Raw genomic sequence first — 23,926 nt, 5'->3', positions numbered from 1 at the left:
TGGATTGTGTATTCATTATTGCCTCGCTGAAGTAGCAATGAGCCAGGCCACGAACCTGGCTTTTTTGTGCCTGCGATTTAGGTGCGGGCCTTGTGTAACTCGATCACTGCCGCCACAGCCTCAAGGCTGGCCGACAGGTATTTGGTATGCAGTGCGCGAATCTTCTTGGCTTCTGCGGCGTCGATCTCGCCGTCTTCCAGTGCCATGGCGACCATGTGGTCAAGCTCTCCGCGCTGGGAAGATGCAGCCAGTGCGCGCTGATACAGATCGACGTTGTCGAGCTGCCCGGCCTCTGGTAGGCGAACGAATACGCCGCCGTACATGGCGCAGAGGTAGTCGGGAAGGAAGGAGGTCTTAGATTCGGTTTCGAGTACGCAAACCTCATCGTCAGTAAGTGGCTTGACGCCTGCCGACTCATAGATCCGGTTCTTGAAGCGCTTGAAGTTCTCTTCTCCAAGAAATGCAGCGGCGCAAGGAAGCCCGCCCGAGACGGCATTGGCGGCTGCAATCACTGCTGCTCTGCGGGTTTCTAGCACTGGCGACTTCATCGTCTAGTTTTTCCTTTGCTCAACAACATTCATGATTCGTTCATCAACTGATCAGGGATGAACCCATGACCCTTTTTTCTACTTGGCCCCTTATTAGGTGCCAGCCCCGCTTGGCCCAATCACTGCCAAGCTGGCCCCTAATAAGGGGCCGGACCGTTACCTCACGGGAAAAATCGAAATCACGTTGTCTGCCTGTGCCACTTGTGCGAAATGAGCAGAGAGACGGTCTCGCAAAGTGGCTTTATCTGCTGCGAGGCGAGCAGCACTGCGACGCTCGACCGCTCGTTCTGTCATCTGCAGGATTCGGTCGGCCAACTGATCCATACCAATACCGACCTCGTCAGCCCACTGTTCAAGCCCGTCCTTCTCGTCCTGCGTGTACTGCCCTACTTCATGTATTGCAGGCATTTGCGCCTCCTCCGTGGCCTGGTCAGGCTCTGAGCTTTTTGTCGTTGATCTGGTTAGCGTCCTGCTCTCGCTTGGCTTGCAGGGCTGATCGAATGAGTTCACGCGCCAGTGCGCCAGGTTGAATCTTCAGCTCGCGAGCCAGTTCACCCAGCGCCGGAAAGCCATCCAGCTCGTTGTCGTCAAGCAGAGGGAAGTACCCGTAATCCCGCTTGAACTGCAAAGCCGCCAGAGTGAGATCTCGAACCAATGCGCCCGGCTGAATCTTGCGTTCGACTGCCTCGGTAATGAGGTCGGCGTAGGCGGCGTCATTCAGGCGCGACTTCAGCTGATGGGTGTTGCGGTGCGACTTGTTGTCGTAGGCCATTGGTTCACTTCCGGGGTCGGTGTGACTGGACTGGGTTAGGCGGCGGCTTTCTTTGGGTGGGCTTCAGCGAGCAGCCAAGACGGCTCGAATGGCTTTCCCTTGGCGGCAGCCAAAGCAGCAATCCGCTCCGCATAGCGCGTCTCGCCGGTGTATTCGGTGCGTGGCAGGCAATCAGCAGTCAGCCACTTGTAAACGGCCCGAGGCGACTTCCCGCAGGCCAGCGCAACCACTGGCACGCCGCCAGCGTCATCTATCGATTTCTTGAGCGGCCGCATAAGGCCTCCGGGTCAATTATGAACTTACAGTACATATTATGTCGGAACTGAAAGTACATGCAAGCGCGTGCGATATTGAACCTATGGTTCAGATAGAAGAATTGCGCATTGCTTTCGTCGCTCGCCTTAAAAGGGCTTTAGCGGCCAACGAGATACCCGAATGGGGCGCAGGCGCTCGCCTTGCGAAAATGGCCGGCGTCACGCCTAAAGCCACCAGTAAATGGATGAATGGCGAGTCAATGCCTGGCGGCGCAAAAATGCTCGCCATCGCTACCGCGCTGAAGGTTCGTGTTGAGTGGCTTGAATATGGCCGCGGCGAAATGCGCGAAGGTGAGCCTTCTGCCCACCCCGAGACTGCTAGTGCAGACATCCTTCCATTCGCGTCGAACGAAAGTGATGGTGTGGTAAGCGATGAGAAATACGCTTTTATCCCCCAGTACACGGCGATGGCTTCTGCTGGTATCGGGCATGAAAACCCACACATCGAACTTCGAGGCACTCTTGCCTTTAAGCGCGAATGGCTGCGAATCAAAGGCGTCAACCCAAAGAGCTTGAAAGTCATCTACGCGGATGGCGACAGCATGTGGCCAACGATCAATGACCACGATGTTCTGCTGGTTGACGAGTCGCGCGTCGATCCTGTCGATGGCCAGATATTTGTGATGTTCAGTCAGACCAAGGGCACGATCGTGAAGCGCCTGATCGAGTCGGATATCGACGGCTGGATCATTCGAAGCGACAACCCAGACAAAATTAATCACGGCGATCAGGTGCTGCCTGATGGCGAGATCCACGAACACCGCATCCTCGGTCGTGTCATCTGGCGCGGCGGCGATCTGTAGGCACGCCAAGCTTAGGGTTAACCCGGTTAACAGATGTCGCGACAATCATTAGAGGTACAGCGAATCACCCTTGCCACGGGGATCCAAGCCGGTCTGGAACGAGGATTGATGGCATGGCGCACTCACTTCAATACCAGATAACCGAATCCGTTCGCGTCGTTGAGACCGAGGTTGGGAAGCTGCTCGATTTGGCTGCAATGCTGAAGGACGCTGGAAATGATGTCTTGGCGACGGCTGTGTCGAATCAGGCGAATAAGCTGCTTGAGGCCGCGGTAGCACTGAGAATCGCGATGGCAGGCTGACCGCTTACGCTGATGAGGTGAAGGCGGGAAGGATTATGCGAGACAGGGACGATCCGGCTTGATTGATCGGAACACCATCTTTACACTAGGTGTAATGACGTCACTTGACGCTTTTTACGCCTTGATCTAGAGTAGCGCCATGGACGTTGAATTCGACGATGAAGACCTGGATAGACTTGAGGTTGAAGCTAGATTCACAGCAGGTCATTCACAGGACGTAGTCCGCGCCTTCCGAAGGCGTATGCAGCAAATTCGTGCGTTTAGTGATGAGAGAGATCTATACGCAGTGAAGTCGCTGCACTGTGAAAAATTGAAAGGAAGCAGAGAAGGCCAGCATTCGATCAGACTAAATCTACAGTGGCGTCTAATTCTGGAAATCAGAGGAAATCACCCCTGCAAAGTCATCGGAATCGTTGAAATAGCCGACTATCACTGACAGGAGAGTTATTATTATGAGCGCACGCGTGCCTGCTGAAGTATTTCCGCCAGGAGAGTTCCTGCGGGAAGAGCTGGAAGCGCGAGAGTGGAGCCAGCAAGAACTTGCAGACATTCTGGACCGCCCGCCGCGTCTTATTAGTGAGCTGATCGCTGGGAAGCGAGCCGTAACGCCTGAAACAGCGAAAGGGCTTGCCGAGGCTTTCGGAACATCTGCTGAGTACTGGATGAGTTTAGAGAGTCAATACCAGCTCTCTAAAGTTAAAACAGAACACAGTAGTGTCGCTAGAAAGGCTAATTTGTACAGCAAATTCCCCGTGCGGGAAATGCTTAGACGCGGTTGGATTCAGGCAAGTGAAAATCTAGATGTTCTTGAGCAACGGTTTTGTGATTTTTTCAACATTCCCACACTACAAGACCATCCAAGTCTGACTCACTACGCAAAGAAAACCGATGTTGCTTTAGATGTTACTTCTCTTCAGCTTGCATGGCTTTTTCGTGTAAGGCTCATGGCCGACAGGCAGGTCATTACCTCTTATAAAAAAGAGAAATTGCTAGCTGCCGTAGAAAGTTTAAAAAATTTACTGCTGTCCGCTGAAGAAATTCGACACGTACCAAGACTCCTTGCGGAAGCCGGCGTTCGACTTGTGTTTGTCGAGGCTATATCTGGTTCAAAAATAGATGGCGCCTGCTTCTGGTTATCGGAGGACAAGCCTGTGATAGGCATGACCCTTCGTTACGACAGAATAGATAATTTTTGGTTTGTACTGCGGCACGAGATTGAGCACGTTCTAAGGGAAGATGGACGGCACTCCGATACGCCGATAGTAGACCTCGATTTAGGGTCTGCTGATGGCGAACTAGACGAGTGCGAGAAACTTGCCAACGGGGCAGCGCAAGAATTTTGCGTTCCAGTAAAACAGCTTAACGACTTTGTTTCTCGCGTTCAGCCATACTTCTCAGAGCAAAAGGTCATTTTGTTCGCACAAAGAATTAAAGTCCACCCTGGGATAGTTGTAGGTCAGCTCCAGAGAAAGCTTGAGCGCCATGACTTCCTTAGAAAGCATCAAGTAAAAGTAAGAAGCTTTGTCTTGCCTTCGGCTGATGCCGATGGCTGGGGATCACTTTCAAGCTGAAGGGGTACTTATGACTGCTTATTCCAACCAGATAAAACTGTATCTTGAAAGGTACAAAAAAGAAGTCGGTGATGATGGCCTGATTGACGCTCACGCGATTGCAGCATGGGCATACAAGAATGGACTACACAAACCAAACACCAAAACAATTATTGACGCGATTGCTTCAGATATTTCTCAAGCTTTTCGTGAAGAGTACAGGACCAACCAGAATGGTCAGCGCTACAGAGCAAAACATGCTGTCAGATCGAAAAAAGGCGACAAAACCCTTTCGCTTTGGGCTGATATGGATGACGAATTAGCACCTCGAGAACACTTTGTGAGATCTTTCGCTCAGCGTAGGCAGCAAATTGTAGGTGATTGCTATCAACTGAAAACAGATGTTGATGTGTACAACACAAAAGATCGCTCTCAAGAGCCAATACAGATAGTTCTCGACTTCACATATGACGTTGAGGAGCTTCAGCTCCCCTTTCAGGAAAGCGCCGCTGCGTGAAATCCAAGCCTGGCCCAGCGCCGGGCTTGTTGTCTCTACCCTGTAACGCCTTCGTCACACCTACCAAGCACAATGCGGTCAGCCAAATGGATTTGGCCACGTGCATAAAGAGCCCGGCCTAGCGCCGGGCTTTTTCGTTTTGGGCTTTCACAAGTTTTTCACGGGCCGCAGCCTATGCTGACTGCAGCTCCTAATGAAGCCTTTTGCCCGCGCTCCCCATCGCGGGCTTTTCTTTGCCTGCGATTCGGTCACTCCTCCCCTCCTAACGACGGTTCCAGACATAGTTCCGATTAGCCAGTTTTCGCGATGTACAAAATCAAGGCGAATTGCCATTATGCCCGCAGGTACGAGAGCGTATCGCCATCGCCCAGGGGGCATCAATGCTCGTACACGTCTCGAAGTCAGCCCGTTGTTTGGCCATCGCATCTTGCTTTTCAGGTATCGGTGGGTGTGCTTCCGATGGCGGAGTAGGAGAGTTAGCCGTAGTAGGCCTTGTAGTAGGGGCGGCGAGTATGGATTCGGGGACCTTGTTGGCTGCAGCTGCGGTCGGCACGGGGCTGATGTTCGCGGCGTCTATGTCTGGGGATGACGATGCAAAAACAGCTACTCCATCTTCCGCGTTATCACCAACCGCTGCCACCCCCGCGGCTCCCTCCTTGGCAGTTGCACCACAACCCGTAAGAGCGCCCATCCCCGAGCCTGCTAAACCTGCGAGCAATACGAATTACTGTTACGCGTACCTGACTGTCGGAGAAGAGCGCGGATCGACCTGCAGTCCAGTAATTGAAATAAACGATACCGATAGGACTGGGTCTGTTTTTCAGACACGGTTAAACAGCTATGTTGAAAAGGTGAAGCAATCCCAACCTGGTATCTGGGGGGATTTTGAGTATTCAGATACGATCAAGATGCAGAACGCATTCATCTACCAGATGAAACCGAAAACCAACGATGCGGCGAAGCAAGATGTGGGATTGATTTGTTATGTTTCTCGAGCTGATGCAGATGCACAGCTTAAACGGTCGCAGAAGAACGACTCGTCAATGAAAATTGTTGGCTGGCCATAGCTAAGTACAGCGCCGGGCTACCCCATCCGATTTGCTCCATGAACTCGCTTTCCGACGTGCGACATGTCCTTTCAGGAGCCCTCATTAACCTTTTTCTCATGGCAGCCGATGCCTCTTTTAGGGCATGAGAGCATTAGCCATGATGCCTATCGGTACGAGCACGTATCGTTCATCTTCCAGGGGATTTTAATGCTCGCACACATCTCAAAGTCAGCCCGCTATTTGGTTATGACCTCGTGCTTTTCAAGCATCAGTGGCTGCTCTTCCGATGGGGGCTTGAGTGAGTTGGCCGCGATGGGCATGTTGGTGGGCGGGGCGGCGACCGGTGATTCGGGCCTGGCGGTTGCCGGGGTAGCAGGTTACGTTGGCGTTATGCTAGTTGCGCCACTCCTTTCTGACGATTCGGAAACGGGCTCTTCGCCCTACCCCTCGTCAGTTGCCGTACCTACGGTCCCGGGGGCCAGCGCAGCAGTTCCGACAACCGCTGCAACAATAATCGCTGCAGAAGTGCCTGACGCATACCGCAATGAATCCTGCGATTACCTTGAAGTTGCCGTTGTATTTGCTTACGAGCGCCTGGATGGTAGAAAAAAGGCCAATGACATCGAGGGTCAGCAGATAGCTCAAGCCAGAATTGCAGCAAGAAGCAAAGCGATGAGCGAGAAAAAGTGCCCTCCGTCTACCTGGGTTGGAGGGCGTATTGGAATCAGCATGGATAATGTAGATCCAAGGTATGTGGCGATGTACAAAATTCCTGCTGAGGGGGCGATGGTGCTTTCCGTTGCTCCAAAAGGCTCCGCGGACAAAGCAGGAATTAAAGTCGGCGATGTCATCACGGAAGTAAATGGCAAGCCTATAAGGAATGCCATCGATCTACGTACAGTATTAGGCCATGCACCTATTGGATCGGTGCAGAATTTGAAGTTAAGGCGTGACACCAAATTTATGGTAGCTAATACCGAGGTGGCCGGACCAGCAAATCCACTGCCGACTTTAGCATTCCAGACTTCTTCAGCAATCGCACCTCCACTTCCCGTTCAGACGCTGCAGGCAGAAACTTCCAAACCAGAAAAAACGAGAAACTTTTGCTTGGCATACCTGGCGATAGAGAACACGTACGGAGCTGTTATCAGCCCAATACAAGAAAAACATGATTACGACGGTAGCAGCACTGCCATGCTGGCATCCCTAAAAAGCTACATTGCAAAAGTTAAGCAAGTGCAGCCCGGCGCCTGGGGGGAATTCGACAATGGCGTAATTTCATGTGAGTCGGACACGTATAATTGCATGGCACAAACCAAGGGCGGCCTCTTTACTAAAAAACAGACGGCAGGACAGTTTTGTCATTACACCCGCGCAGAAGCAGAACTTGAATTAGCGGGTATGCACAAGGGTGATCCCTCATCACAGACTGTTGCTTGGCCGTAGCCGCACGACATCTATTCAAAATAATGCAGTCAGCCAAAGGGATTTGGCCACGTGCATAAAGAGCCCGGCCTAGCGCCGTAATGCTGTTCACTTAAGCGGAGCAGCCTTACGGTCCACCGGAAATCGGGTTTTTGAAATTTTCACCGTCCTTGGCCTTGAAGGCCTTGGGCGGTGATCCAGAAACAGCCCGGCAACGCCTTTTCTTAGTTCTGCTAACCGTCTACCCGTCGCCGAAACGGGATTGGCCGCAGCCATCACGATCAACTGCACGGCGATGTACTGGCAAGCCGGCTTGAATCGGATGTCCGACGGCGCTCGGCCAAACGCCACTGCTGCCTGACTCGCCTCCCGGCGAATCACGTTGTAAGCCAGCAACAGCCCCCATACTTCCTGGTAGATCAGGTCGACTTTTTTGCTGCGCAAGGTCACTGCGTTCTGTTGCATTGAGCTTTTGATATCCCTGAAGCCCAATTCGATTTCCCAGCGTTCTTGATACAACACGGCAACGGCCTTTGTGCTGTAGGTCTTGGCCGGCAACGATGTCATGATTGTTTTTACTTTACCTTGAATTTCATAACTGACTTCACGCGCCTCCCAGTGTGTAGGAAGAGTCGGATTTCGCTTTCTGGCTTGCGGCGACACTTTCATACGCACCAAACGATCGTTGTGGTTGTAACGGGCTACCTCCTCGCAAACCAATCCCTTTTTTGCCGGAATCAGCCAGTGGCGGTGATTGCCGTCGCCGCTCAGGCTGAGCATGAGATCGGCGCTCCAGAATCCCTTATCGAACAGCGTCACGGAGTGGTCGGGAATCTTCTGCAAAAACTCATCGGCCAGACGCATTTCGCTGCGTCGGTAAGGGCTAAGTTGTGCATCCAGGATCAGGTGCGAACGCACATTCATCAGCGCCACCAGGCGCAGCATGGGAAAGGGAGTCTGGCGGTCGGTCGAGGTGTTTCCAGAACCGAAATGGTCTCGCAACTCAGGTGTATCCGGCGTGTGCAGAAGCGCACCATCGACCGCAAATACTTGCAAGTCCTGCCAGGCATCATCGGGATAGCGCTGCGCGCCCCATTGAGTGCCAGTTTTGCGAAACAACCACTCAACCGGGTCGGCCCCAAGCCGCTTGCGGGCCTCGGTCACACCGCTACGGGCCAACAGATGGTCAGAAGCCAGACCTTGGGCGCAGATGTTCAAACGCCGGGCGACTTCATGAACAGGTTCGTCGCGAAACAATGCCATTCCGAGCACCAGCCAGAGCACTTGGTCGGCAGGCAAGCGACGCCGCCGGATAGTGGCCTGGCTGGACAAATCCAGCGCAGATGCGACCCACTCGATGGGAATATTTTGAGTGAAAGTGCTCAAGTCACAGAAGTTAAAAAGGTCGCCGAGGTCGAGCAAGTCCTGTTGAACAGACATAAAAAATCCGATGCCAGAGGTCTGGCATCGGATTTTCGAAGAAGCCCGGCGAGGATTCAAATGCTTAAGTGAACAGCATTACGGCCTAGCGCCGGGCTTTTTCGTTCCGCCCTACCCTGGTCCGCCCATGCACTCCGCAGTGCTGGCAAGTGATGCTCCTGCCTGCTGGACAAGCTTGCGCCACTGGTCGCTGGTGATCAGATCGGCCCGCTCCATGGCGTCAGCCCGCCTCAACAACCCGAAGTACTTAACCTCTGCGTCCATTTGACTTCCAGCCAGTGCGAATAGCTCACGCCAGGCGGTCATGGCCAGTCTTCGCTGTGCCTCTCTCATTGGAGCCCCTAATGGTGGTCTATGGGAGTAGAGGTCAGGTTACAGGGACCGTTCAGTATGATGGCACTCTGGGCGACCAATGGTGGCCGTGCGCCATGAACAAATAAAAGAATCTGGATCGAAGCCCGCCAAGCGCGGGCTTTTTTGTGCTCAAAGGAAAAATATGTACTTTTGGTACTTTACAACTGTGAACCGTTGGTACATATTCACTCCATCGCAACCGGCACCCAATCAGGGGCCAGCCGCGAAGGGTCGAGAGATCCGCCGCTCTTTAACAGCTCAGGATCCTCGCCATCGACTACCCCGGGTTTCAGCCGGTAAGTGCGAGCAACAAATAGTCGATGCCACGCCAGCTCTGGAACTGGCCGTGCTCACCAGATGTGAGTACGCGAAACCACGCAAGCCAGCCGTACCAGCACCGAACACGAAATGTGCGACGACGGCCAGAGATATGAATCCGGCGATGCGCGTGGTGGAGAAACGGAATTTTTCACTGATGCACCTGGTGACGGGTGCATTGGGAAAACAACCGATCAAGCACGGAGCATCAAATGAGCGAACAAACCCTTCAAGCGCTGCTGGTTGAGCGAGTCACTGCATTTGCTGCAGGTGATCAGCCGGCAGCAATCATCGACGAGCATGTGAAGACCATGTTCACCAAGGTGATCGACAACTGCTTTGGTCGTTACGGCGACATGGGCAAGCAGGTCGAGGAGTCCATCAAGGCGGCGCTGCCTGCCAATCTGGCTACGGTTTTCGAGCTGACGCGCTACAACGACATGATCGCCAAAGCGCTGAAGGAACAGTGGGAAACCAGCGGCGTAGAGGCCGACATGGTGCGGCGCGCTCAGGAAGCCATCGACGAAGTTCTCACCAAGGACCAGATGCCAGAGGTGGTAAGCCTGCAGGACCTCCTAGAAGCGTTTGTCGACGACCATAAAGAAGGTGCCGCAGAGGAGCGCTGGGAACGGCCGGACATTCGTTTTCAAGAATCCGAATACGGCGGCCTGCACATCTACTTCGACAAGAAGCCAAAAGAAGAATCGCCCTATAGCAGCCGCGAACGCAGTGAGTACAACCTGGATAACGCGATTCACATTTCGTTTGATAAGCGCGGAAAGGACCGGGATGAAAGAGGGCGTGAAATCGGCACCGTCTACGCCGCCCGCATCGACAACGAAAAGATTGGCCAAACCCTGCGTTTCAGATCGAAGTTCGAAAAGCTGCTCGCCGCCCTCTACTTCGGCGCCTCCAAGATTCTGGTGGACTGCGACGAAGACGATTTCAGCTACGGCATTTATGACTGACAGCATCACCTCTGCCCATTCACTGAGTGGGCAGACGGATGCAGACGACACTGTTGTCTATTAACGCTTAGTTACTTTTCGATAATAGCTATCACAGGTGACCTCCAGCAGATCTTGGTCGGCCTTGGTGTTTAAAAGCTGAACCGCCTGCTCTACTTCCACTTTGTACATCGGCTGAGTGGCGATGTCCCGGATGTGATCCGCCATTTGGTCCGACATATGCTGATGCAGCGCTATAAATTGGTCTAGAGAAAGGTCAGCTTCTGGATGCTTCTTCGCGCACACCTGATGGGTAGCGACGGCAACAACGGAAATTTGGTGGTCGCTGGCAGCTTGGGTTGTCAACGCATAAGTGAAGGCAATGACCGCGATGGGCATGCCAATGCGGGCTTTATTCAGCGACATTTGAAACTCCAGTTCTCAAGTATTTGGCATCAATGCCAACGCGAACCTATCGGCCGAACCCACTCGTTTCTTTAGTAATCAATCCCCCTCCCCGACACCACCCGCATGCACTCCCCTCCGCGCCCAACGGCAACCAGCGGAACGGATGAGTGCAGCCGAGTTTTGTTGGATCAATACCCGCCACTCTGGAGGCGACCATGGCAACAAGCTATGCAGACGGTGCGCAAGCCCGAGAGTGGGATAGGCGCTACGACGCTTGGGGGCGCGAGAAGAAAGCGAAACCCGACGAGTTCCACGACTACGAAGCTGCCGAGCAGATGCGCACCAAGGTGCTGGCTGAACGTGCCGCCCGCGCAATTGAAGAGCGCAAAAGCTTGAAGCACCGCATCGGCCTGGCAATGGCTCAAATGGAAATCGTGTGCCCGCCAAAAGGAGATCCAGCGTGAGTATTCAACAACGCGACCACGATACGGCGGTCACCTGGATCGAAGGTGAGATCAACAACATGATCCGTGACTTGGGCAAACCAAACGCCAGTTCAGCGGCGACGTCGTGCATCACCCTCGCCTACCTGCTACGCGTCATCGACGACGGTGAGCAGCGTCAATACAGGGCGCGCATTGATCAGATCTACGCCTCCTACAACGAATCGATCAAGCAAGGAGCTGCAGCATGACCACCCCACCAGTTAAATCACTGATCGACGAGCAGCTCGACGAGATCGAATCGAAGTTGATCCTGCTCGGATTTGGCCTGCCCTTCAACGAGGTGATCGGCCGCAAGCGCGAAGAGCTGGTCGTCAACCTGCCGCAGCGCTTGGCGCCGACCATGAAGGGTCACCGGATTGCGGTGAGGGTTCGGTCGTGAAGACCTTCTACTGGATTCTCACCGTTGGCCTGGTATTCGTTCTGATGGCCTACAGCGTCTGCCAAGTGCCGCACGAGATGACTTACCGGGTGTTCAGGTGACCAGTCGCCAGCGGGCGCGGCGCCTGCTGATCTGGCGCGGCTCTCTGCCTGTCCTCGCCCTCTTCGCTTTCCTTATGCTGCTCAGTGCTCTTGCTGACCGCGTCACTCAATAATCCACATCTTCATGGCTGCGCCTGGCGCGGCAAGGATTTCATCGTGTCCGCACAAACCGAACTTGCCGTCGTTCCGCCAAAGGAAACGGCGTTGGCCGTCTTCACCGCCGAAAACGGCCTTGAACCCTGGCTTCAAAAGATCCGTTCCGAAATCGACGACTTCAACAAGATTCTGCCGGAACTGACCACCAAGAAGGGTCGCGACGCGTACGCCTCGATGGCACACAAAATTGCGAAATCCAAAACTGCCCTAGAGGCCGTCGGCAAACAACTGTCAGCCGAACAAAAGGAAGTGCCGAAGAAGATCGACGCCGAGCGCAAACGGGTGTGGGACAAATTGGAACTGTGGCAGAAGGAGGTTCGCAAGCCGCTGGATGACTGGCAGGCCGCCGAGGATGCGCGGATCGATGCGCACAACCAGGCGCTGGACCGAATCCACGCACACGCCTCCGACCTCGATGGCCTTACCTCCGAGGATCTGACGGATCGAGTGACAAAGGTTGAAGCGGTCGAGCTCGGGGAAAGCTGGCAGGAGTTTCAGGCCGATGCCGCGCTGACCAAAGATTCAACACTAACCAAGCTGCGCGCCGCGCTGGTTGCACGCCAGAAGCACGAAGCCGAACTGGCAGAGATCGCCCGGTTCAATGCGGAGAAATCTGAGCGTGAACAGAAAGAGCGTGACGACGCCATTGCCCGCGAGGCGGTGGCGAAAGCCCAGCGCGAAGCCGAAGAACAGGCCCGCCTCGAACGTGAGGCAGCCGCCAAGCGTGAGCAAGCGCTGATTGATCAGAAGGCCGAGGCCGACCGCGCGCTGAAGCAGGCTGACGCCGATCGCATCGCTGCCCAAGAGAAGGCTCAACGGGATCGCGTGGAGGCTGATCAGCGCCAGTCAGCCGCTGTTGAAAAAGCTCGGCTGGACGAGATCGCCCGGCAGGAAGCGGCGGCCGACGAGATCCTTCGTCAAGAACGGCTGCGCGAGGCTGACAAGGAGCACAAGAAAACCATCTGCCTTGCTGCACAAAAGGCGCTGATTGCCGGCGGCATCAATGAGGAAGTAGCCAAGACCGTCATCATCCTGATCCACCAACGCAAGATCCCCGCCGTCTCCATCGCCTACTGAGGCATCTCAGAGTATGGCTACTTCGCTATAACGCTCCAGATCCACATGTAGATCTGATCAGGCACCTAGCCCTGCTCGATTTTCTTAGCGAGTGCGGTTAGTTCTCTAGCAAATTTACGAAGATAGGTAGGGTCTGAAGGTATCTCTATCACAGCGTGAGATTCGCCGGCTTGCTCCCCAGCGTATTGAAGCCATGCCCGACTGTGATCCCAAGTGATGTAAATACCCGTGGCATGCATCCGGAAGTCATCTCCCTCTTTGTCCTTGGTACTTACTTTGTATTCGTCGGGCAATTTTATGAAGTGCCCAATATGTTGCTTCTTAGCCATTTACCACCTCCGTTGTGAACTGGCTTTTATACACCGATTTACCAAGTTTAAAAATCCTAATCACCAACAAGCTAGTGCTGGATGAACAAAGCACTTCATAAGCCAAATCCAGGCCTTTTTATTGTTCAGTCGCCTACCGAGGCCCTCCATGTATACATCCCCGCGTTTGGCTGCCCAGTTCGACTGGATGCAGGTCGGTGCCTTCTCGCCTGAGAAATACACAGGTGAGCAACGCAAAGAGTACGAAGACGAAGCCCGCCGTATACAGCAGCAGTGGGACAATCAACCAATCTGAGGAAACTCACGATGTTCAAGAAAGCCGAACGCAAGCAGGCCAAGCTACGGCTGGCACTTGCTGGGCCATCAGGATCAGGCAAGACCTACTCCGCCCTGCTGCTCGCCATGGGCCTTGGCGGCCGAATCGCAGTGATCGACACCGAAAGCGGCAGTGCTGAACTGTATGCCGATATCGCCGACTTCGACGTTTTGAACCTGCACGCACCGTACTCGCCAGAACGATACGTGGACGCGATCTCGAATGCTGAGCAGTCCGGATATACCGTGCTGATCATCGACAGCTACTCGCATGAGTGGACTGGCTCCGGCGGCTGCCTGGAATCCAACGAGAAACTGGCACACCAGAAATTCAAGGGAAACACCTGGGCCGCCTGGAATGAAACCACACCGCGCCATCGGAAGCTGACGGACAAAATCCTGACCAGCTCACTGCACATCATTTGCACCATGCGCAGCAAGACCGAAACGGTTCAGGGTGAGGGCAAGAAGATCCTCAAACTCGGAATGAAGTCCGAGCAACGCGATGGCACCGACTACGAATTCACAGTGGTGCTGGACCTGACTCACGACGGGCACACGGCCATGGCCAGCAAGGATCGGACGAAGCTGTTCGACCAGCCTGAGCTGATCAGCGAGGAAACAGGCAAACGCCTACTTGACTGGCTGAACTCTGGTGTAAGTCCAGAAGAGCGCGCCAAGGAACTGCTAGTGGATGCCATCGCCGACATAACCAGAGCGCCGGACATGGCGGCACTGGAATCTGCCTACAACGCTGGTCGAGCGATCGTGCAGGGCTTCGACAATCTCAAGCCTGCCCTGGTGGCTGCCAAGGAGATCCGAAAGGCAGAGTTAAGCAGAGCGAGGGAGTCAGCATGAACGCCGCCGAACTGCAGCAAGCCATTGCCCAGTTCGAGTCCGCCGGCGGCCGGGTGCAGGTCGTGACCGATGCAGTCAGGGCCTGCCCAGACCATCTGCTATCGGCCGTACCGCCGGTAGACGCAGATCTGGTTGAAGCTATTCGCGGCTTCACCAGCGCCGGCGTGTGCACCGCAGCAAAGGCCCTGGGCAAGTCGACCCGGACCATCAATTACATCGCCGGCCTTTACGGCATCAAGTTCGCTACCACCACCGACGCCACCCTTGAGGATCGGCGCAAGGAGGAAGCGAAGTTGGTGCCGTGCATCCGGCGGATGGCCAAGGCCGGCATGACCCAGGTCGCCATTGCCGACCAGATCGGTATCGGCCGCATTGTTCTGCGCCGAATCGCCCGCTTCCACGGCATCACCCTCAACTCACGAGCCCTCTGATATATTTAAAAAAACACATTAGTTCTCACTCAGCCTTCTGTGAAACGATAGGTGAAAAAGAACCGAGTTCTGCACTATTTTGAGTTTCCACAAGTTGGCGAGCCATATTGTCAGCTTGTTGTTGCGCTTGGAGATTTGCCTTTCTTGTTATGTCTTTAGCCTGTTCAGAACTTCCCAGCACTGGCACACCATCTTTCCCAACGATTCCACTTGCCTCTGGAAGTGGTTCTCTATGAAATATTGCAGAATAATGCGAGAGTATGTCTTTCAGGTAGTCGAGAGCAGGGAGCGATCGAGGATCTGCGCTGATCACAACAGCGTTTTTCCCGCCTCCTACACTCATTTCAAAGGCATGAGATCTTTGAAGAGCTTCGTTCCGATGAGAAACCCACCAAAACAAACAGCCGACAACAAAAAAAACTACTGCCCCTAATAGCGGCAAAATATATGGCTTACCGTCAATCGAAAGCCATACTGCAACTCCAAAAAAAATAGCTGAAAACGCTAGCAAAATGAATGGCGCTATTTGCCCACCTTTGGGGACCAAACTTAAATTTGCGGCTGCTTTGACGTCCATATCAACCCCCTACCGTTACGGTACCATCAGGATTGCGAATTGCCGAAAAATCTGGCGGTACAGCAGCAGTAGAACGAAGGTTGTATAACTTAATTATACTCAGTATAGAACCTTGATACATTATTGTATTCGTAATATCCAAATAACAATTTATGAGCGAAAAATGGGGCGTAGTAACGATTAAAGTGCAATTATCAAATCTGCAAGACTCAAAAACCCAACCATCAATCTTAATAGTCTTACCATTATACCAAAGGCCATTTACATATGGAGATGGTGGTGGAGGTGGCGGTGTCAAAGGTGGAGTATAACGCGTCAATGAGTCCATAATTTTATTTACATCTGGTTTTTCAATCGTCATGAGCCAACTCCGATTTTTAATAGGCATTCTTTGGAATAAATTTATTCCCCGCGCAATATACATGCGATGTGTTTTGGTGCCCAGATGCAATCAAAAATCTAAACTATGTAATCATCAAACAGGTGCGCCAGCGCCGAAGACAAACATGGCTGGATCTACCGGCCCACGGAATTGAAGAGGCAGGCCATGGCCGAGGAACAGCAGGAGCCGACGGCGGAAGCCATCAAGCAGCGAAAGAAACGCGAGAAGAAAGCAGCGGCCGATGCAGCGAAGGGAGTCGGGCGATTCAACGTTGAGGTGGCCGGCGTGTTCATGTCGGACCTCAAGCGCCTGATGAAAGAGCACGACTTCAACAACCAGCAGGAGGTGTATCAGAACCTTCTGCGGAATGTGATCGCCGCTGACTTCGAAACGGCGGCGCAGATGCTTCGCTGTGTCACGACACCTTTTGTTGTGAGCGAGCAGGTGTCGCAGACATTTCGCCTTGAAAGCTTGGCTGAATTGGCTCGAGACCCAGGAGATGAAGTGCTAGCCCCGCTCTAACGGTGCGCCATGCTTCACCGTACCGAACCAATCAAACTGCCCGATAGTTTCCTTGGCGGCATCAAGAATCTCTTGCTCCGAATCGTCGTATCGGTCGACAGATGGACACAGTTCAAAGTTGCAGCAACAGCTGTTCGAGTCATAGAACACGTTGATGACCTTCTTTTGCATACCTCGACTTTCCAGCGCAACACAGAAATTTATCATTTCAGCGAGTTCGTATGCTTTTCCGTGTCGAGTAGAAATCCCGATGCCGAATACGGTCATCGCGTTCACTGAAACCTCACCCGCATACATAGTATTTCCTGCCCTTCCTGATTATTGATCACCCGTAATACCCCAACCCAAACCTAATTGCCACCACCGGTCACGGAGGGCGGCGCCTGCCTGGAGAAATCCATGAGCCACAACTGCGCATACGTCCGGCAGCACTATCAGGTGCCTGCCGAGGTCGGCCGCCGAGTCATCGCCTACGGGAAGCCTGGTGTCATCCTGGCTGATCGAGGTCACTACATCGGCGTCGTGCTGGATGAAGACCCGAAGAAGCGGATCAGCAACTACCACCCAACGCATGAAATGCAGTACTGCGAGATGGCGGAAACGTTGCCGCTCAAAGAGTGGTTGGTCCTGCCGTTCAGCCACGATTGGGATGATCTCAGCTGGAGCCGAGAGGCCCGAGAAGATCTGATCAGGGTGTGGGCGGCTACTCGGGGTCAGGCCAAATACAAGGCCTATGAGCGCCTTCAGGATTACTGCCACAGCATCAGGGCGATGCTCCACTTCAAAGTGCGGCGAGCCTAACGTTCACGTACCCAGCATGTTGGCTGCAATCTGGAGCAAGACCGTTGCCGCCGCTGCGAATGCCGCTCTGCTGTTCCACTTTGCCTGTAAGCGGAGTGTCCCAAAAAGCTCGCCACCATCAATTACGGCGCACTTCCAATAATCACCATCTGGCATGCCTTTAAACTCTGGCGGCACAGGTGCTTTGACGATTGCGGCAATTACCCAGAGTCCCGCCGAAGCCAAACCAACGACGAGCGACGCGACATTTGCTACTTGTGCGCAGTCCACGGATATCTCCTTGATCCGGCCCCATGCCGGGCTTTACACAAATACCCCACCTCAACGAATCACGCCAGCGTACGAGGCACGACATCAAGTGCTAGGGTGCCGCGAGCGGTCGGTACTACAAGAATGAAATGGACGATGAGGCGAACCGTGAGCTGCTCGGCGTTTTTTTTGAGCTAGAAGGAATTGTCGTGTTATCCGGCAACCCGGCGACCCGGCGACCTCTACGCGAAGTAAGTGCGCTGGCTTGGATCTCCGCAGTGAGCCGCATCGCACACCGAACCGAGTGCCTCCGGCTGATCCCGACTTACATCAATCAGTTCAGCCAAATTGGTCTGGATCTCTGAGCGAGATTAGTATCAACGTATAATGCTCAAATAAACTCATCATCAAATAGCGCTAAAATCTCCTCATTCCCCCCGTATGCAGCCTTGCTTAGAAGCTTGACATCTCTGGGATTAAGGAGCATCCGGTGGTCTAGATTATCAAAAATCGCGAACTCATACGCATATTCTTGAAACTTAATACCTCTGGGGTTAACGCAATTATAAAACAAAATAACCAATTCAAAATCCGACAACAGAGAACGAACCACTACGCCAAGTTTCTTTTTGTCCGCATGATTACTTTCTGAAACAAACCTGAATACCGAGTAAAGACTCCTAAAATACACACTCAAGTCACCTTGATACCTAGACCACAATTCTCGATAAGCTCTAACAACCTGAGCCTCATGACTATTTTTTCCACGTCCATATTCAGCCCTAAAAAACCTCAACCACGACTTAAAGCAATCTCGACCGACCATAATTACAACGCCATTTCGTTTCAAGTCAAAGCTTTGAACGAGATTTTGCTGCAACTCCAACATACTGTAAAAATGAGATTCGATTTGCTGCTTAGCTGCTTGCCCCTGAGTCTCTTCAAGGTCTTTCCTCTGAAGGAGCATGGTTATTATCACGCCGGAAAATGCAAACCCAGAAAATAAAACGTTGAGTGTGCCGAAGCTATCACCAAATTCCCCTTCACGGATCTTTCCCGCAACCTCAGACAAAGGTGTATCCCATAGTAAAAACGCAAAAAACACAATATAAATATCTAAAACAAAAAACAAAACTAACGCAATTTTCCAAATATTTCGTCGCTGCTGCGACCTCTCTATCTTATTCACCGGCGTAGCATCCTTCTTTAAATTTAGATCAACCCAGAAAACTAGATCGCCTATTCTACAGGTACCTATCAGGCTGACGGCCTTTGACGTGCAGGCTATTAGCTAGCTACGGCGCACGGTACGGAATGGATGATTTGATGATCTCTATTTCATGGCCGAAATTATGTTTGGTGACTTGGCGAACACTATGGACTTTGTCGATAAATGCTTTCAGCGAAATGTAAGCCAATTCTTGATCCCTCATAGGGCCAATATGAATTGCTTTTATGCTTTCCAGAGTTATATCAACCTCAACATAAGGGATAAGAATATTACCTCGAGAACGAAATTCGATTTTCAAACCGTCATCCATGTCTGGATCTATATCATGACCAGCAATAAGTCTAACTTCTTGCTCCTCAGAAAAGCTTTTATGTTTGAACGTAGCTGCCAATTCAACGAGATTTGAAAATGCTTCGTAACCTGGCTGATCAAGAAAACCATCATTTCTAAACTTGTCGCCCGCAATTGCCATCAAGCTATCTAGTGTTACGTTCGCCGTTCTGGACAGCTTTTCATCCGGATCATAAACGCACTCTAAAAGTCCTGGCGGCATAGCATCGTCTGCAAATTCAATTGCGTAAGAACCGTAAGCTCGCCACTGGCTAAGCAAGTCAGCGGCACGACTGAAAGAGCAAACGAATACAGGCCGGCGATCAAGATTGTAATCCGACCTACCGCCAAGGCTATCAATAACAAACTCGGCAGAATCCACGAAAAACTCATGGCGACCTGGAAACTTCTCCGACTGATTCTTTACATACTCGAGAATGCTAGAAATGCCGTCATGCATCTCTTGCGTGTCGTTTAGAAAGCGAACATCCGTAAGCCATAACCTCTTTTTTTCCAAAATAGATTTTACGGCGTTGACGTCCGTGTAGTGGAAGAGCTGCATCGGAGATCCCTCATAAATTTACCTTCACGCAATATACCGGCGAGGTGCCACTGTGCCCATCACTTACGGAAGCGTTTGCAGCGGCATTGAGGCCGCGACCATGCACTGCTACCCCCTGCTAACCTTTGAAAACTTGGGCCCTGTGGTAGCGAAGAAATACCTGCTGCTCTTTGGTGAATGTCCCTGCGTTGGTTGCATCACCCAGGCCCCACGAAGAAACGACAACCCTAGCGCTCTCTTCAACTAATACGTCGCCGTTATCTTCAAAAGAAATCCAGCCACGATCGAACAGTTTATCTACGTGGGGCGCTAACAATAGGCCGTTATGACCATCAAGACGTTCACTATTGTCGCCACTCTTCCAGGGCTTGATATGACTGGCTACCAGGAATCGAGTATCGGTAATGCCAGTGAGCCTGCATCTTTTCTCAACCGACTGCACGCGCTGGCGAAATAGGCCTTGCCCAACTCGAGCCCTTGTTAGTTGCTCACGCTCAGTCGGAGGTATGCTCTGGTCCAGCTCAATAGCTTTTTGCTGCGCATCCTCCAGAGAATGGTCCTCTAGCTCCAGTAAGCGATCGACAGAAACAGGGCTATCCTGATGCGCCAGCTCTAATACGAGCACCCCCAGATCGACAGAAACACTTGCCAAATAACAGCTTTGATTACCATTTCCGTTGCTCTGCAAGGGGGAGTTCTTTGAGGGGAGTAACGGAGCAATGGCGTCCAAGTGGTTTTTCGGTGAAATTGGCAGATCTAGCACGACCCACTCAACTGGGACTAGCCAGCCGTCGGCAGACCAGTTACCGCCTGCAGTGCCGAACTCCTCAGGCTTTGGCTGCTCCTGGTATTGAGCAGTTACCACACCGATTGCCCGAATCTCGGCTCCTGCGTAAGAAAACACAATGTCCCCTGTACACACTAAGGTGAGGTTCAGATAGGTCTGATTCCGAGCGCCATTGCTGTTTGCTTTAGGTGACCAGACATAGCCACCCTCGATCTCTGATCGGTAGGTTTGCTTGTGATTCACCCACCAGTATTGACATGTTGGCCTTACTGACTCGTTTTTCAGTCCAAAAGGCTTAGGCTTTCCCTTGTATATCTGGACTCGCATGGCTCCGTTATTTTTCGTGTCTTTGCTGCCGAGCGGCAGCATTCTGATCTTTCCTTTTTCATCGAACTGACCATCCTCGATCAGCTCTATCAATTCTGCAGCAGTCGCGGGTATGAAACCTCGATTGTGAGTTGCGAAGCTGTAACTGAACTTTCCTTTTTGACCTCTTACGGTGTGCTTGTAGGGATGACAGCGAATGTTGTCATCATTGACTCCTACAACATCCTCTAAAAACTCAAACCCACTCATCCAGCACCACCTCAAAGATCCAATTTGAGGCGAATGATGAAGCACGCCTTATGAAATTGAAATCAGACTGCACTGTAAAAAATTAACCCTCCCCCTTCAAAGTCAGCCGCTATAGCGGTAAGGACGAAGTCATGCCTGTAGAAACTCAGATCGGCCCCGTTGAATCCGTGCGCGATGAAAACGGTTTTTGGTGGCACCCGGGCATTCCGGCATTCGATGGCGGCGAAGACCCGGCGCCTTATCACGCCTGGCTCAAGGAGCAAGGCTTGGAATTGAAGTACTGGGGCATGGATTCCGATCTGGACAGCCATCCCTACTTCGACGGCACTGCTGCTCACTGCCTTGGGTGGGAGCCGGAATCGCCTGGCCCTGAATGGTTCCTGCTGGGCATCTTCGACACAGAGGACGGGCCGCATGTGCATTGGGCACGACCGGTATCGCAGGATTACGCCTACTCCACAAATGGCGAGGACTGGACCGCTGACTGGTGCTCGTTCCTCAGCCAAAACGACGACCTTGCTGCCGGTGACGAGTGTCAGCGCGGCGTAATCCAATACGCGGACCCAGCCGAGTTTGTGGATTCGGACTCTGTGATCGACTCCATGGCCGATAACGCGGCATCGAGCGACCTCGGCGAGTGGGCTGATGATTTTCCGACCGTTAGTGCTATGGCCAAGCAAGAACTTGAAGACCTTCTCGACGCTTGGGCCCGGAAGAATTGCGATTGCACGTTCTACCGCGTCAAGAACATCGAGACGTTTATGATCGCCGCCGAGGACCTGGATCAGAAAGAGGTGACGCCATGATCGTCCTCGCCTGGTTCGCCTACGTGTACTGCTACAAGGGGCCGCGGTGATGACCCACCAACCGAAAGGCGGCATGTGTCGCTCCTGCGTCCACGCCCACCGCAATTGCAGTCACCTTCCCTTCAGCACCATGCCGGCGCTCGCCCGGGACGGTCAGACCGTGATCGTCCGTTGCACTGAATTCCAGCGCCGCAAATAACCCCTCCCCACCTTCTGCCGCCAAGCGCGGCAGGGAGCATCGCTATGGAAACCGAAATTCTCTCAGACGAAGAGCTGGCGGTTCTCACCGGCTACAAGGCCCGGGCCTACCAGCGGCGCTGGCTAACAGATCGCCATTGGGTGTTCGTCGAAAGCCGCGGCAAGCGGCCTCTGGTTGGCCGGATGTATGCCCGCATGAAGCTGGGCATGATCTCCCCCACCATCGCTGACCCCAACCCACCGCCGGCAGCTCCGGCATGGACGCCAGACTTCTCGCGAGTGAACTGATATGCGCCCCCGCAAGACCGAGTATCACCACCTTCCCCCACGGATGTATCAGCGCTCCCGCAAGCGGAAAAGCGGTGGTGTGTGGACCGCGTATTACTACCGCGACCTGCTGGGCAAAGACATTCCGTTGGGCAAAGATCTGGACAAGGCCCGGATTAAATGGGCAGAACTCGAAGCCAAGGAAAAACCACTCGACCTACGCACCATGAAGGGCATCTTCGACCGATACATCCGCGACATCGTCTCGAAGAAGGCGCCGCGAACTCAAAAGGACAACCTGTCGGAGATCAAGCAACTGCGACCAATGTTCGATAGCGCCCCCATCGACTCGATTACCCCGGCCACGATTGCCGGGTACCGGGATGCACGGACGGCAAAGGTTCGGGCGAATAGGGAGATCGCCACCCTTTCCCACGTTTTCAATATCGCCCGGGAATGGGGGCTGACGACAAAGGAAAACCCATGCCAGGGCGTACGTAAAAACAAGGAAACGCCACGGGACTATTACGCGAATGATTTGGTTTGGGATGCGGTTTACAAGAAAGCAGCTCAAGAGCTGAAAGACGCGATGGACCTGGCCTACCTCACCGGGCAGCGCCCGGCAGATGTCCTGGTTATGCGGAAGGATGATGCAGAGGGGGGATATTTGGGGGTGCAGCAGAACAAGACGCACAAGAAGCTGCGTATCCAGATGACCGCTGGCGGCGAGGCGAATAGCCTGGGGCGACTGATTGCTGAAATAACCGAGCGCAACGCTCGGCATGTTTCGAACTACCTGATCCTCAGTCGTCACGGCAAGCGGATGACCGCGACGATGCTGAGAAAGCGTTGGGACATTGCTCGCGAAAAAGCAAAGCTGGCCGCAATCGAGATCGGCGACGAACTGCTGGCAGCAAAGATCGGTGGATTTCAGTTCCGGGATATCAGGCCGAAGGCTGCTTCGGAAATCTCTGATGTCGGCGAAGCGAGTCTGCTTCTTGGGCACACCAAAGGCGACATTACCGAGCGCGTTTATCGCCGTGTAGGCGCCATTGCCCGGCCGTCAAAATAGCCGAAAAACCCGTTCCATAACTCAAAGCAGGCCCCCTGTAGAATGCGGTCTGTAGAGGTGCTGTAAAACCAAAGTAATGGAACGAAAAATCGCTGCAAGCCCCGAATTCAGCGGCTTTAAATAGCGGTCTTGAAAACCGTCGACTGTAACAGGTCCATGAGTTCGAATCCCATCGCCTCCGCCATATTTGTACCGACAAAGCCCTGATTATTCAGGGCTTTGTCGTTGCTGGGGTCCACGCATTCAGTTGCATCATTTCTGGATCGTTTCCGCATTTTTTCAGTCATTTCCGCAACCCTGCCCTTGCGACACCACCACGTTCCGCTCAACTCAAATTGCTCCAGACAAGATGCGTAGAGTGCTTTGACTGTGCTCGACAGGCAGCTTTCGGCTGTGGATTCAACTGGTCGCCATCGTCAGCTTTGAGTCGATCCAAGTCATTCAGCCGCCAATCCTCCGCCCCGTGAAAGGCTTCGTTGGAAAGCTTTTCTGATAGCGCTGAAGGGTGCACGTGTCAGTAAGACGCGTGCACGGGCTTTCCCTTATGGTTCTAACGTGACGTCCGGGCGACCAGCGTCATATTCGTCGAAGATCAGCGCCATGGGCCGGCAGTGCCCAGGGCAGGATGCCTTCCTGGAATTCACAAGTCCGGTATGTGCTGCGGGCA

36 protein-coding genes are annotated in these 23,926 nt (G+C 53.1%); 22 read left to right on the top strand and 14 right to left on the bottom strand.

What is annotated here, in order from left to right; all coding sequences use genetic code 11:
* Nucleotides 1–77: 77 nt before the first annotated feature.
* The 4 genes from ACMXYJ_RS14080 to ACMXYJ_RS14065 all read right to left on the bottom strand — a co-directional run bounded on the left by ACMXYJ_RS14080 (nucleotide 78) and on the right by ACMXYJ_RS14065 (nucleotide 1,595).
* On the bottom strand, nucleotides 78–548 hold the full coding sequence (locus ACMXYJ_RS14080) for a YmfL family putative regulatory protein (RefSeq protein WP_415760302.1): 471 nt from the start codon (nucleotides 546–548) through the stop codon (nucleotides 78–80).
* Between the two features lie 156 nt (nucleotides 549–704).
* The gene (locus tag ACMXYJ_RS14075) at nucleotides 705–956 is read right to left on the bottom strand and encodes a hypothetical protein (protein WP_415760301.1); all 252 of its coding nucleotides are present in this window, start codon (nucleotides 954–956) and stop codon (nucleotides 705–707) included.
* A gap of 22 nt (nucleotides 957–978) precedes the next feature.
* On the bottom strand, nucleotides 979–1,320 hold the full coding sequence (locus tag ACMXYJ_RS14070; protein WP_415760300.1) for a hypothetical protein: 342 nt from the start codon (nucleotides 1,318–1,320) through the stop codon (nucleotides 979–981).
* A gap of 35 nt (nucleotides 1,321–1,355) precedes the next feature.
* Nucleotides 1,356–1,595, bottom strand: coding sequence for a hypothetical protein (locus tag ACMXYJ_RS14065; RefSeq protein WP_415760299.1), 240 nt, complete (start codon nucleotides 1,593–1,595; stop codon nucleotides 1,356–1,358).
* Between the two features lie 83 nt (nucleotides 1,596–1,678).
* Between ACMXYJ_RS14065 and ACMXYJ_RS14060 the strand changes: the two genes are divergently transcribed.
* The 7 genes from ACMXYJ_RS14060 (at nucleotide 1,679) to ACMXYJ_RS14030 (ending at nucleotide 7,301) form a co-directional block, all read left to right on the top strand.
* The gene (locus ACMXYJ_RS14060) at nucleotides 1,679–2,437 is read left to right on the top strand and encodes a S24 family peptidase (RefSeq protein WP_415760722.1); all 759 of its coding nucleotides are present in this window, start codon (nucleotides 1,679–1,681) and stop codon (nucleotides 2,435–2,437) included.
* Between the two features lie 113 nt (nucleotides 2,438–2,550).
* Complete coding sequence (locus ACMXYJ_RS14055; protein ID WP_415760298.1) at nucleotides 2,551–2,739, top strand: hypothetical protein; 189 nt, start codon at nucleotides 2,551–2,553, stop codon at nucleotides 2,737–2,739.
* Nucleotides 2,740–2,878: 139 nt separating this feature from the next.
* The gene (locus ACMXYJ_RS14050; RefSeq protein ID WP_415760297.1) at nucleotides 2,879–3,175 is read left to right on the top strand and encodes a type II toxin-antitoxin system RelE/ParE family toxin; all 297 of its coding nucleotides are present in this window, start codon (nucleotides 2,879–2,881) and stop codon (nucleotides 3,173–3,175) included.
* A 16-nt stretch (nucleotides 3,176–3,191) separates the two neighbouring features.
* Nucleotides 3,192–4,310, top strand: a complete 1,119-nt coding sequence (locus tag ACMXYJ_RS14045) for a HigA family addiction module antitoxin (protein ID WP_415760296.1) — start codon at nucleotides 3,192–3,194, stop codon at nucleotides 4,308–4,310.
* A 10-nt stretch (nucleotides 4,311–4,320) separates the two neighbouring features.
* Nucleotides 4,321–4,806: a hypothetical protein gene (locus tag ACMXYJ_RS14040; protein WP_415760295.1), complete on the top strand. Its 486-nt coding sequence runs from the start codon at nucleotides 4,321–4,323 to the stop codon at nucleotides 4,804–4,806.
* Between the two features lie 512 nt (nucleotides 4,807–5,318).
* The gene (locus ACMXYJ_RS14035) at nucleotides 5,319–5,873 is read left to right on the top strand and encodes a hypothetical protein (RefSeq protein WP_415760294.1); all 555 of its coding nucleotides are present in this window, start codon (nucleotides 5,319–5,321) and stop codon (nucleotides 5,871–5,873) included.
* Between the two features lie 63 nt (nucleotides 5,874–5,936).
* Nucleotides 5,937–7,301: a PDZ domain-containing protein gene (locus ACMXYJ_RS14030; protein ID WP_415760293.1), complete on the top strand. Its 1,365-nt coding sequence runs from the start codon at nucleotides 5,937–5,939 to the stop codon at nucleotides 7,299–7,301.
* 87 nt (nucleotides 7,302–7,388) lie between these two features.
* Here ACMXYJ_RS14030 and ACMXYJ_RS14025 read toward each other — a convergent pair whose 3' ends face one another.
* Nucleotides 7,389–8,720: an IS4 family transposase gene (locus ACMXYJ_RS14025; protein WP_415756706.1), complete on the bottom strand. Its 1,332-nt coding sequence runs from the start codon at nucleotides 8,718–8,720 to the stop codon at nucleotides 7,389–7,391.
* Between the two features lie 884 nt (nucleotides 8,721–9,604).
* On the opposite strand from ACMXYJ_RS14025, the gene ACMXYJ_RS14020 reads away from it, so the two are divergent.
* Nucleotides 9,605–10,360, top strand: coding sequence for a hypothetical protein (locus tag ACMXYJ_RS14020; protein ID WP_415760292.1), 756 nt, complete (start codon nucleotides 9,605–9,607; stop codon nucleotides 10,358–10,360).
* Between the two features lie 60 nt (nucleotides 10,361–10,420).
* On the opposite strand, the gene ACMXYJ_RS14015 is transcribed toward ACMXYJ_RS14020, so the two are convergent.
* The gene (locus ACMXYJ_RS14015) at nucleotides 10,421–10,765 is read right to left on the bottom strand and encodes a hypothetical protein (protein ID WP_415760291.1); all 345 of its coding nucleotides are present in this window, start codon (nucleotides 10,763–10,765) and stop codon (nucleotides 10,421–10,423) included.
* Nucleotides 10,766–10,962: 197 nt separating this feature from the next.
* Here ACMXYJ_RS14015 and ACMXYJ_RS14010 point away from each other — a divergent pair, with 197 nt between their 5' ends.
* The 4 genes from ACMXYJ_RS14010 (at nucleotide 10,963) to ACMXYJ_RS13995 (ending at nucleotide 12,966) form a co-directional block, all read left to right on the top strand.
* The gene (locus ACMXYJ_RS14010) at nucleotides 10,963–11,211 is read left to right on the top strand and encodes a hypothetical protein (protein WP_415760290.1); all 249 of its coding nucleotides are present in this window, start codon (nucleotides 10,963–10,965) and stop codon (nucleotides 11,209–11,211) included.
* Nucleotides 11,208–11,441, top strand: a complete 234-nt coding sequence (locus tag ACMXYJ_RS14005) for a hypothetical protein (RefSeq protein WP_415760289.1) — start codon at nucleotides 11,208–11,210, stop codon at nucleotides 11,439–11,441. Before ACMXYJ_RS14010 ends, ACMXYJ_RS14005 begins: the two co-directional genes overlap by 4 nt.
* Entirely contained in the window at nucleotides 11,438–11,632 is a 195-nt protein-coding gene (locus tag ACMXYJ_RS14000) for a hypothetical protein (RefSeq protein ID WP_415760288.1), read from the top strand. The genes ACMXYJ_RS14005 and ACMXYJ_RS14000 overlap by 4 nt, the downstream gene beginning before the upstream one ends.
* Before the next feature lie 257 nt (nucleotides 11,633–11,889).
* The gene (locus tag ACMXYJ_RS13995; RefSeq protein WP_415760287.1) at nucleotides 11,890–12,966 is read left to right on the top strand and encodes a hypothetical protein; all 1,077 of its coding nucleotides are present in this window, start codon (nucleotides 11,890–11,892) and stop codon (nucleotides 12,964–12,966) included.
* Nucleotides 12,967–13,031: 65 nt separating this feature from the next.
* Here ACMXYJ_RS13995 and ACMXYJ_RS13990 read toward each other — a convergent pair whose 3' ends face one another.
* Nucleotides 13,032–13,295: a hypothetical protein gene (locus tag ACMXYJ_RS13990; RefSeq protein WP_415760286.1), complete on the bottom strand. Its 264-nt coding sequence runs from the start codon at nucleotides 13,293–13,295 to the stop codon at nucleotides 13,032–13,034.
* A gap of 148 nt (nucleotides 13,296–13,443) precedes the next feature.
* Here ACMXYJ_RS13990 and ACMXYJ_RS13985 point away from each other — a divergent pair, with 148 nt between their 5' ends.
* Genes ACMXYJ_RS13985 through ACMXYJ_RS13975 form a run of 3 tightly spaced genes read left to right on the top strand, consistent with a single transcriptional unit; the run spans nucleotide 13,444 to nucleotide 14,899 of the window.
* Entirely contained in the window at nucleotides 13,444–13,590 is a 147-nt protein-coding gene (locus ACMXYJ_RS13985) for a hypothetical protein (protein ID WP_415760285.1), read from the top strand.
* Between the two features lie 11 nt (nucleotides 13,591–13,601).
* Nucleotides 13,602–14,468: an ATP-binding protein gene (locus ACMXYJ_RS13980; protein ID WP_415760284.1), complete on the top strand. Its 867-nt coding sequence runs from the start codon at nucleotides 13,602–13,604 to the stop codon at nucleotides 14,466–14,468.
* Nucleotides 14,465–14,899 (top strand): hypothetical protein, encoded by a 435-nt coding sequence (locus ACMXYJ_RS13975; protein WP_415760283.1) that lies wholly within the window; start codon nucleotides 14,465–14,467, stop codon nucleotides 14,897–14,899. Before ACMXYJ_RS13980 ends, ACMXYJ_RS13975 begins: the two co-directional genes overlap by 4 nt.
* A 25-nt stretch (nucleotides 14,900–14,924) precedes the next feature.
* Here the strand turns inward: ACMXYJ_RS13975 and ACMXYJ_RS13970 are convergent, their stop codons facing one another.
* On the bottom strand, nucleotides 14,925–15,476 hold the full coding sequence (locus ACMXYJ_RS13970; protein ID WP_415760282.1) for a hypothetical protein: 552 nt from the start codon (nucleotides 15,474–15,476) through the stop codon (nucleotides 14,925–14,927).
* A 1-nt stretch (nucleotide 15,477) separates the two neighbouring features.
* Entirely contained in the window at nucleotides 15,478–15,837 is a 360-nt protein-coding gene (locus tag ACMXYJ_RS13965) for a hypothetical protein (RefSeq protein WP_415760281.1), read from the bottom strand.
* 186 nt (nucleotides 15,838–16,023) lie between these two features.
* Here ACMXYJ_RS13965 and ACMXYJ_RS13960 point away from each other — a divergent pair, with 186 nt between their 5' ends.
* Nucleotides 16,024–16,380, top strand: coding sequence for a hypothetical protein (locus tag ACMXYJ_RS13960; RefSeq protein WP_415760280.1), 357 nt, complete (start codon nucleotides 16,024–16,026; stop codon nucleotides 16,378–16,380).
* On the opposite strand, the gene ACMXYJ_RS13955 is transcribed toward ACMXYJ_RS13960, so the two are convergent.
* Complete coding sequence (locus tag ACMXYJ_RS13955) at nucleotides 16,366–16,677, bottom strand: hypothetical protein (RefSeq protein ID WP_415760279.1); 312 nt, start codon at nucleotides 16,675–16,677, stop codon at nucleotides 16,366–16,368. The genes ACMXYJ_RS13960 and ACMXYJ_RS13955 overlap by 15 nt on opposite strands.
* Before the next feature lie 102 nt (nucleotides 16,678–16,779).
* On the opposite strand from ACMXYJ_RS13955, the gene ACMXYJ_RS13950 reads away from it, so the two are divergent.
* Nucleotides 16,780–17,181 carry a hypothetical protein gene (locus tag ACMXYJ_RS13950; RefSeq protein ID WP_415760278.1) on the top strand — a complete coding sequence of 134 codons (402 nt, stop codon included), beginning with the start codon at nucleotides 16,780–16,782 and terminating at the stop codon, nucleotides 17,179–17,181.
* Between the two features lie 3 nt (nucleotides 17,182–17,184).
* On the opposite strand, the gene ACMXYJ_RS13945 is transcribed toward ACMXYJ_RS13950, so the two are convergent.
* Nucleotides 17,185–17,451 (bottom strand): hypothetical protein, encoded by a 267-nt coding sequence (locus ACMXYJ_RS13945; protein ID WP_415760277.1) that lies wholly within the window; start codon nucleotides 17,449–17,451, stop codon nucleotides 17,185–17,187.
* Between the two features lie 128 nt (nucleotides 17,452–17,579).
* On the opposite strand from ACMXYJ_RS13945, the gene ACMXYJ_RS13940 reads away from it, so the two are divergent.
* Complete coding sequence (locus ACMXYJ_RS13940) at nucleotides 17,580–17,795, top strand: hypothetical protein (RefSeq protein ID WP_415760276.1); 216 nt, start codon at nucleotides 17,580–17,582, stop codon at nucleotides 17,793–17,795.
* 26 nt (nucleotides 17,796–17,821) lie between these two features.
* Here ACMXYJ_RS13940 and ACMXYJ_RS13935 read toward each other — a convergent pair whose 3' ends face one another.
* The 3 genes from ACMXYJ_RS13935 to ACMXYJ_RS13925 form a co-directional block, all read right to left on the bottom strand.
* A complete protein-coding gene (locus ACMXYJ_RS13935) occupies nucleotides 17,822–18,619 on the bottom strand; it encodes a putative phage abortive infection protein (RefSeq protein WP_415760275.1) in 798 nt (265 codons plus the stop codon).
* Between the two features lie 106 nt (nucleotides 18,620–18,725).
* Nucleotides 18,726–19,553 (bottom strand): DUF2971 domain-containing protein, encoded by an 828-nt coding sequence (locus ACMXYJ_RS13930; protein ID WP_415760274.1) that lies wholly within the window; start codon nucleotides 19,551–19,553, stop codon nucleotides 18,726–18,728.
* A gap of 118 nt (nucleotides 19,554–19,671) precedes the next feature.
* Nucleotides 19,672–20,916 carry an HNH endonuclease gene (locus ACMXYJ_RS13925; RefSeq protein ID WP_415760273.1) on the bottom strand — a complete coding sequence of 415 codons (1,245 nt, stop codon included), beginning with the start codon at nucleotides 20,914–20,916 and terminating at the stop codon, nucleotides 19,672–19,674.
* A gap of 131 nt (nucleotides 20,917–21,047) precedes the next feature.
* Between ACMXYJ_RS13925 and ACMXYJ_RS13920 the strand changes: the two genes are divergently transcribed.
* From ACMXYJ_RS13920 to ACMXYJ_RS13905, 4 genes are read left to right on the top strand one after another with little or no spacing between them, the layout of a single operon-like run.
* Complete coding sequence (locus ACMXYJ_RS13920) at nucleotides 21,048–21,722, top strand: hypothetical protein (RefSeq protein WP_415760272.1); 675 nt, start codon at nucleotides 21,048–21,050, stop codon at nucleotides 21,720–21,722.
* A gap of 49 nt (nucleotides 21,723–21,771) precedes the next feature.
* Complete coding sequence (locus ACMXYJ_RS13915; protein WP_415760271.1) at nucleotides 21,772–21,921, top strand: hypothetical protein; 150 nt, start codon at nucleotides 21,772–21,774, stop codon at nucleotides 21,919–21,921.
* A gap of 44 nt (nucleotides 21,922–21,965) precedes the next feature.
* Entirely contained in the window at nucleotides 21,966–22,208 is a 243-nt protein-coding gene (locus ACMXYJ_RS13910; RefSeq protein WP_415760270.1) for a DUF4224 domain-containing protein, read from the top strand.
* A 1-nt stretch (nucleotide 22,209) separates the two neighbouring features.
* Nucleotides 22,210–23,259, top strand: a complete 1,050-nt coding sequence (locus ACMXYJ_RS13905) for a tyrosine-type recombinase/integrase (protein ID WP_415760269.1) — start codon at nucleotides 22,210–22,212, stop codon at nucleotides 23,257–23,259.
* Nucleotides 23,260–23,926 lie beyond the last annotated feature (667 nt).

The sequence above is a fragment of the Pseudomonas arabinosi genome, from assembly GCF_047758675.1.
GTDB classification, from domain to species: domain Bacteria; phylum Pseudomonadota; class Gammaproteobacteria; order Pseudomonadales; family Pseudomonadaceae; genus Aquipseudomonas; species Aquipseudomonas arabinosi.
Note: the sequence above shows the minus strand (reverse complement) of the source record. Positions and strands in the feature narration are given on the sequence as shown.

Bases quoted from the DNA above. Each gene is read 5' to 3' on its own strand.
- ACMXYJ_RS14080 (WP_415760302.1), bottom strand. From the start codon at position 548: ATGAAGTCGCCAGTGCTAGAAACCCGCAGAGCAGCAGTGATTGCAGCC.
- ACMXYJ_RS14075 (WP_415760301.1), bottom strand. From the start codon at position 956: ATGCCTGCAATACATGAAGTAGGGCAGTACACGCAGGACGAGAAGGAC.
- ACMXYJ_RS14070 (WP_415760300.1), bottom strand. From the start codon at position 1,320: ATGGCCTACGACAACAAGTCGCACCGCAACACCCATCAGCTGAAGTCG.
- ACMXYJ_RS14065 (WP_415760299.1), bottom strand. From the start codon at position 1,595: ATGCGGCCGCTCAAGAAATCGATAGATGACGCTGGCGGCGTGCCAGTG.
- ACMXYJ_RS14060 (WP_415760722.1), top strand. From the start codon at position 1,679: ATGGTTCAGATAGAAGAATTGCGCATTGCTTTCGTCGCTCGCCTTAAA.
- ACMXYJ_RS14055 (WP_415760298.1), top strand. From the start codon at position 2,551: ATGGCGCACTCACTTCAATACCAGATAACCGAATCCGTTCGCGTCGTT.
- ACMXYJ_RS14050 (WP_415760297.1), top strand. From the start codon at position 2,879: ATGGACGTTGAATTCGACGATGAAGACCTGGATAGACTTGAGGTTGAA.
- ACMXYJ_RS14045 (WP_415760296.1), top strand. From the start codon at position 3,192: ATGAGCGCACGCGTGCCTGCTGAAGTATTTCCGCCAGGAGAGTTCCTG.
- ACMXYJ_RS14040 (WP_415760295.1), top strand. From the start codon at position 4,321: ATGACTGCTTATTCCAACCAGATAAAACTGTATCTTGAAAGGTACAAA.
- ACMXYJ_RS14035 (WP_415760294.1), top strand. From the start codon at position 5,319: ATGGATTCGGGGACCTTGTTGGCTGCAGCTGCGGTCGGCACGGGGCTG.
- ACMXYJ_RS14030 (WP_415760293.1), top strand. From the start codon at position 5,937: ATGTCCTTTCAGGAGCCCTCATTAACCTTTTTCTCATGGCAGCCGATG.
- ACMXYJ_RS14025 (WP_415756706.1), bottom strand. From the start codon at position 8,720: ATGTCTGTTCAACAGGACTTGCTCGACCTCGGCGACCTTTTTAACTTC.
- ACMXYJ_RS14020 (WP_415760292.1), top strand. From the start codon at position 9,605: ATGAGCGAACAAACCCTTCAAGCGCTGCTGGTTGAGCGAGTCACTGCA.
- ACMXYJ_RS14015 (WP_415760291.1), bottom strand. From the start codon at position 10,765: ATGTCGCTGAATAAAGCCCGCATTGGCATGCCCATCGCGGTCATTGCC.
- ACMXYJ_RS14010 (WP_415760290.1), top strand. From the start codon at position 10,963: ATGGCAACAAGCTATGCAGACGGTGCGCAAGCCCGAGAGTGGGATAGG.
- ACMXYJ_RS14000 (WP_415760288.1), top strand. From the start codon at position 11,438: ATGACCACCCCACCAGTTAAATCACTGATCGACGAGCAGCTCGACGAG.
- ACMXYJ_RS13990 (WP_415760286.1), bottom strand. From the start codon at position 13,295: ATGGCTAAGAAGCAACATATTGGGCACTTCATAAAATTGCCCGACGAA.
- ACMXYJ_RS13985 (WP_415760285.1), top strand. From the start codon at position 13,444: ATGTATACATCCCCGCGTTTGGCTGCCCAGTTCGACTGGATGCAGGTC.
- ACMXYJ_RS13980 (WP_415760284.1), top strand. From the start codon at position 13,602: ATGTTCAAGAAAGCCGAACGCAAGCAGGCCAAGCTACGGCTGGCACTT.
- ACMXYJ_RS13975 (WP_415760283.1), top strand. From the start codon at position 14,465: ATGAACGCCGCCGAACTGCAGCAAGCCATTGCCCAGTTCGAGTCCGCC.
- ACMXYJ_RS13970 (WP_415760282.1), bottom strand. From the start codon at position 15,476: ATGGACGTCAAAGCAGCCGCAAATTTAAGTTTGGTCCCCAAAGGTGGG.
- ACMXYJ_RS13965 (WP_415760281.1), bottom strand. From the start codon at position 15,837: ATGACGATTGAAAAACCAGATGTAAATAAAATTATGGACTCATTGACG.
- ACMXYJ_RS13960 (WP_415760280.1), top strand. From the start codon at position 16,024: ATGGCCGAGGAACAGCAGGAGCCGACGGCGGAAGCCATCAAGCAGCGA.
- ACMXYJ_RS13955 (WP_415760279.1), bottom strand. From the start codon at position 16,677: ATGTATGCGGGTGAGGTTTCAGTGAACGCGATGACCGTATTCGGCATC.
- ACMXYJ_RS13950 (WP_415760278.1), top strand. From the start codon at position 16,780: ATGAGCCACAACTGCGCATACGTCCGGCAGCACTATCAGGTGCCTGCC.
- ACMXYJ_RS13940 (WP_415760276.1), top strand. From the start codon at position 17,580: ATGGACGATGAGGCGAACCGTGAGCTGCTCGGCGTTTTTTTTGAGCTA.
- ACMXYJ_RS13930 (WP_415760274.1), bottom strand. From the start codon at position 19,553: ATGCAGCTCTTCCACTACACGGACGTCAACGCCGTAAAATCTATTTTG.
- ACMXYJ_RS13925 (WP_415760273.1), bottom strand. From the start codon at position 20,916: ATGAGTGGGTTTGAGTTTTTAGAGGATGTTGTAGGAGTCAATGATGAC.
- ACMXYJ_RS13920 (WP_415760272.1), top strand. From the start codon at position 21,048: ATGCCTGTAGAAACTCAGATCGGCCCCGTTGAATCCGTGCGCGATGAA.
- ACMXYJ_RS13915 (WP_415760271.1), top strand. From the start codon at position 21,772: ATGACCCACCAACCGAAAGGCGGCATGTGTCGCTCCTGCGTCCACGCC.
- ACMXYJ_RS13910 (WP_415760270.1), top strand. From the start codon at position 21,966: ATGGAAACCGAAATTCTCTCAGACGAAGAGCTGGCGGTTCTCACCGGC.
- ACMXYJ_RS13905 (WP_415760269.1), top strand. From the start codon at position 22,210: ATGCGCCCCCGCAAGACCGAGTATCACCACCTTCCCCCACGGATGTAT.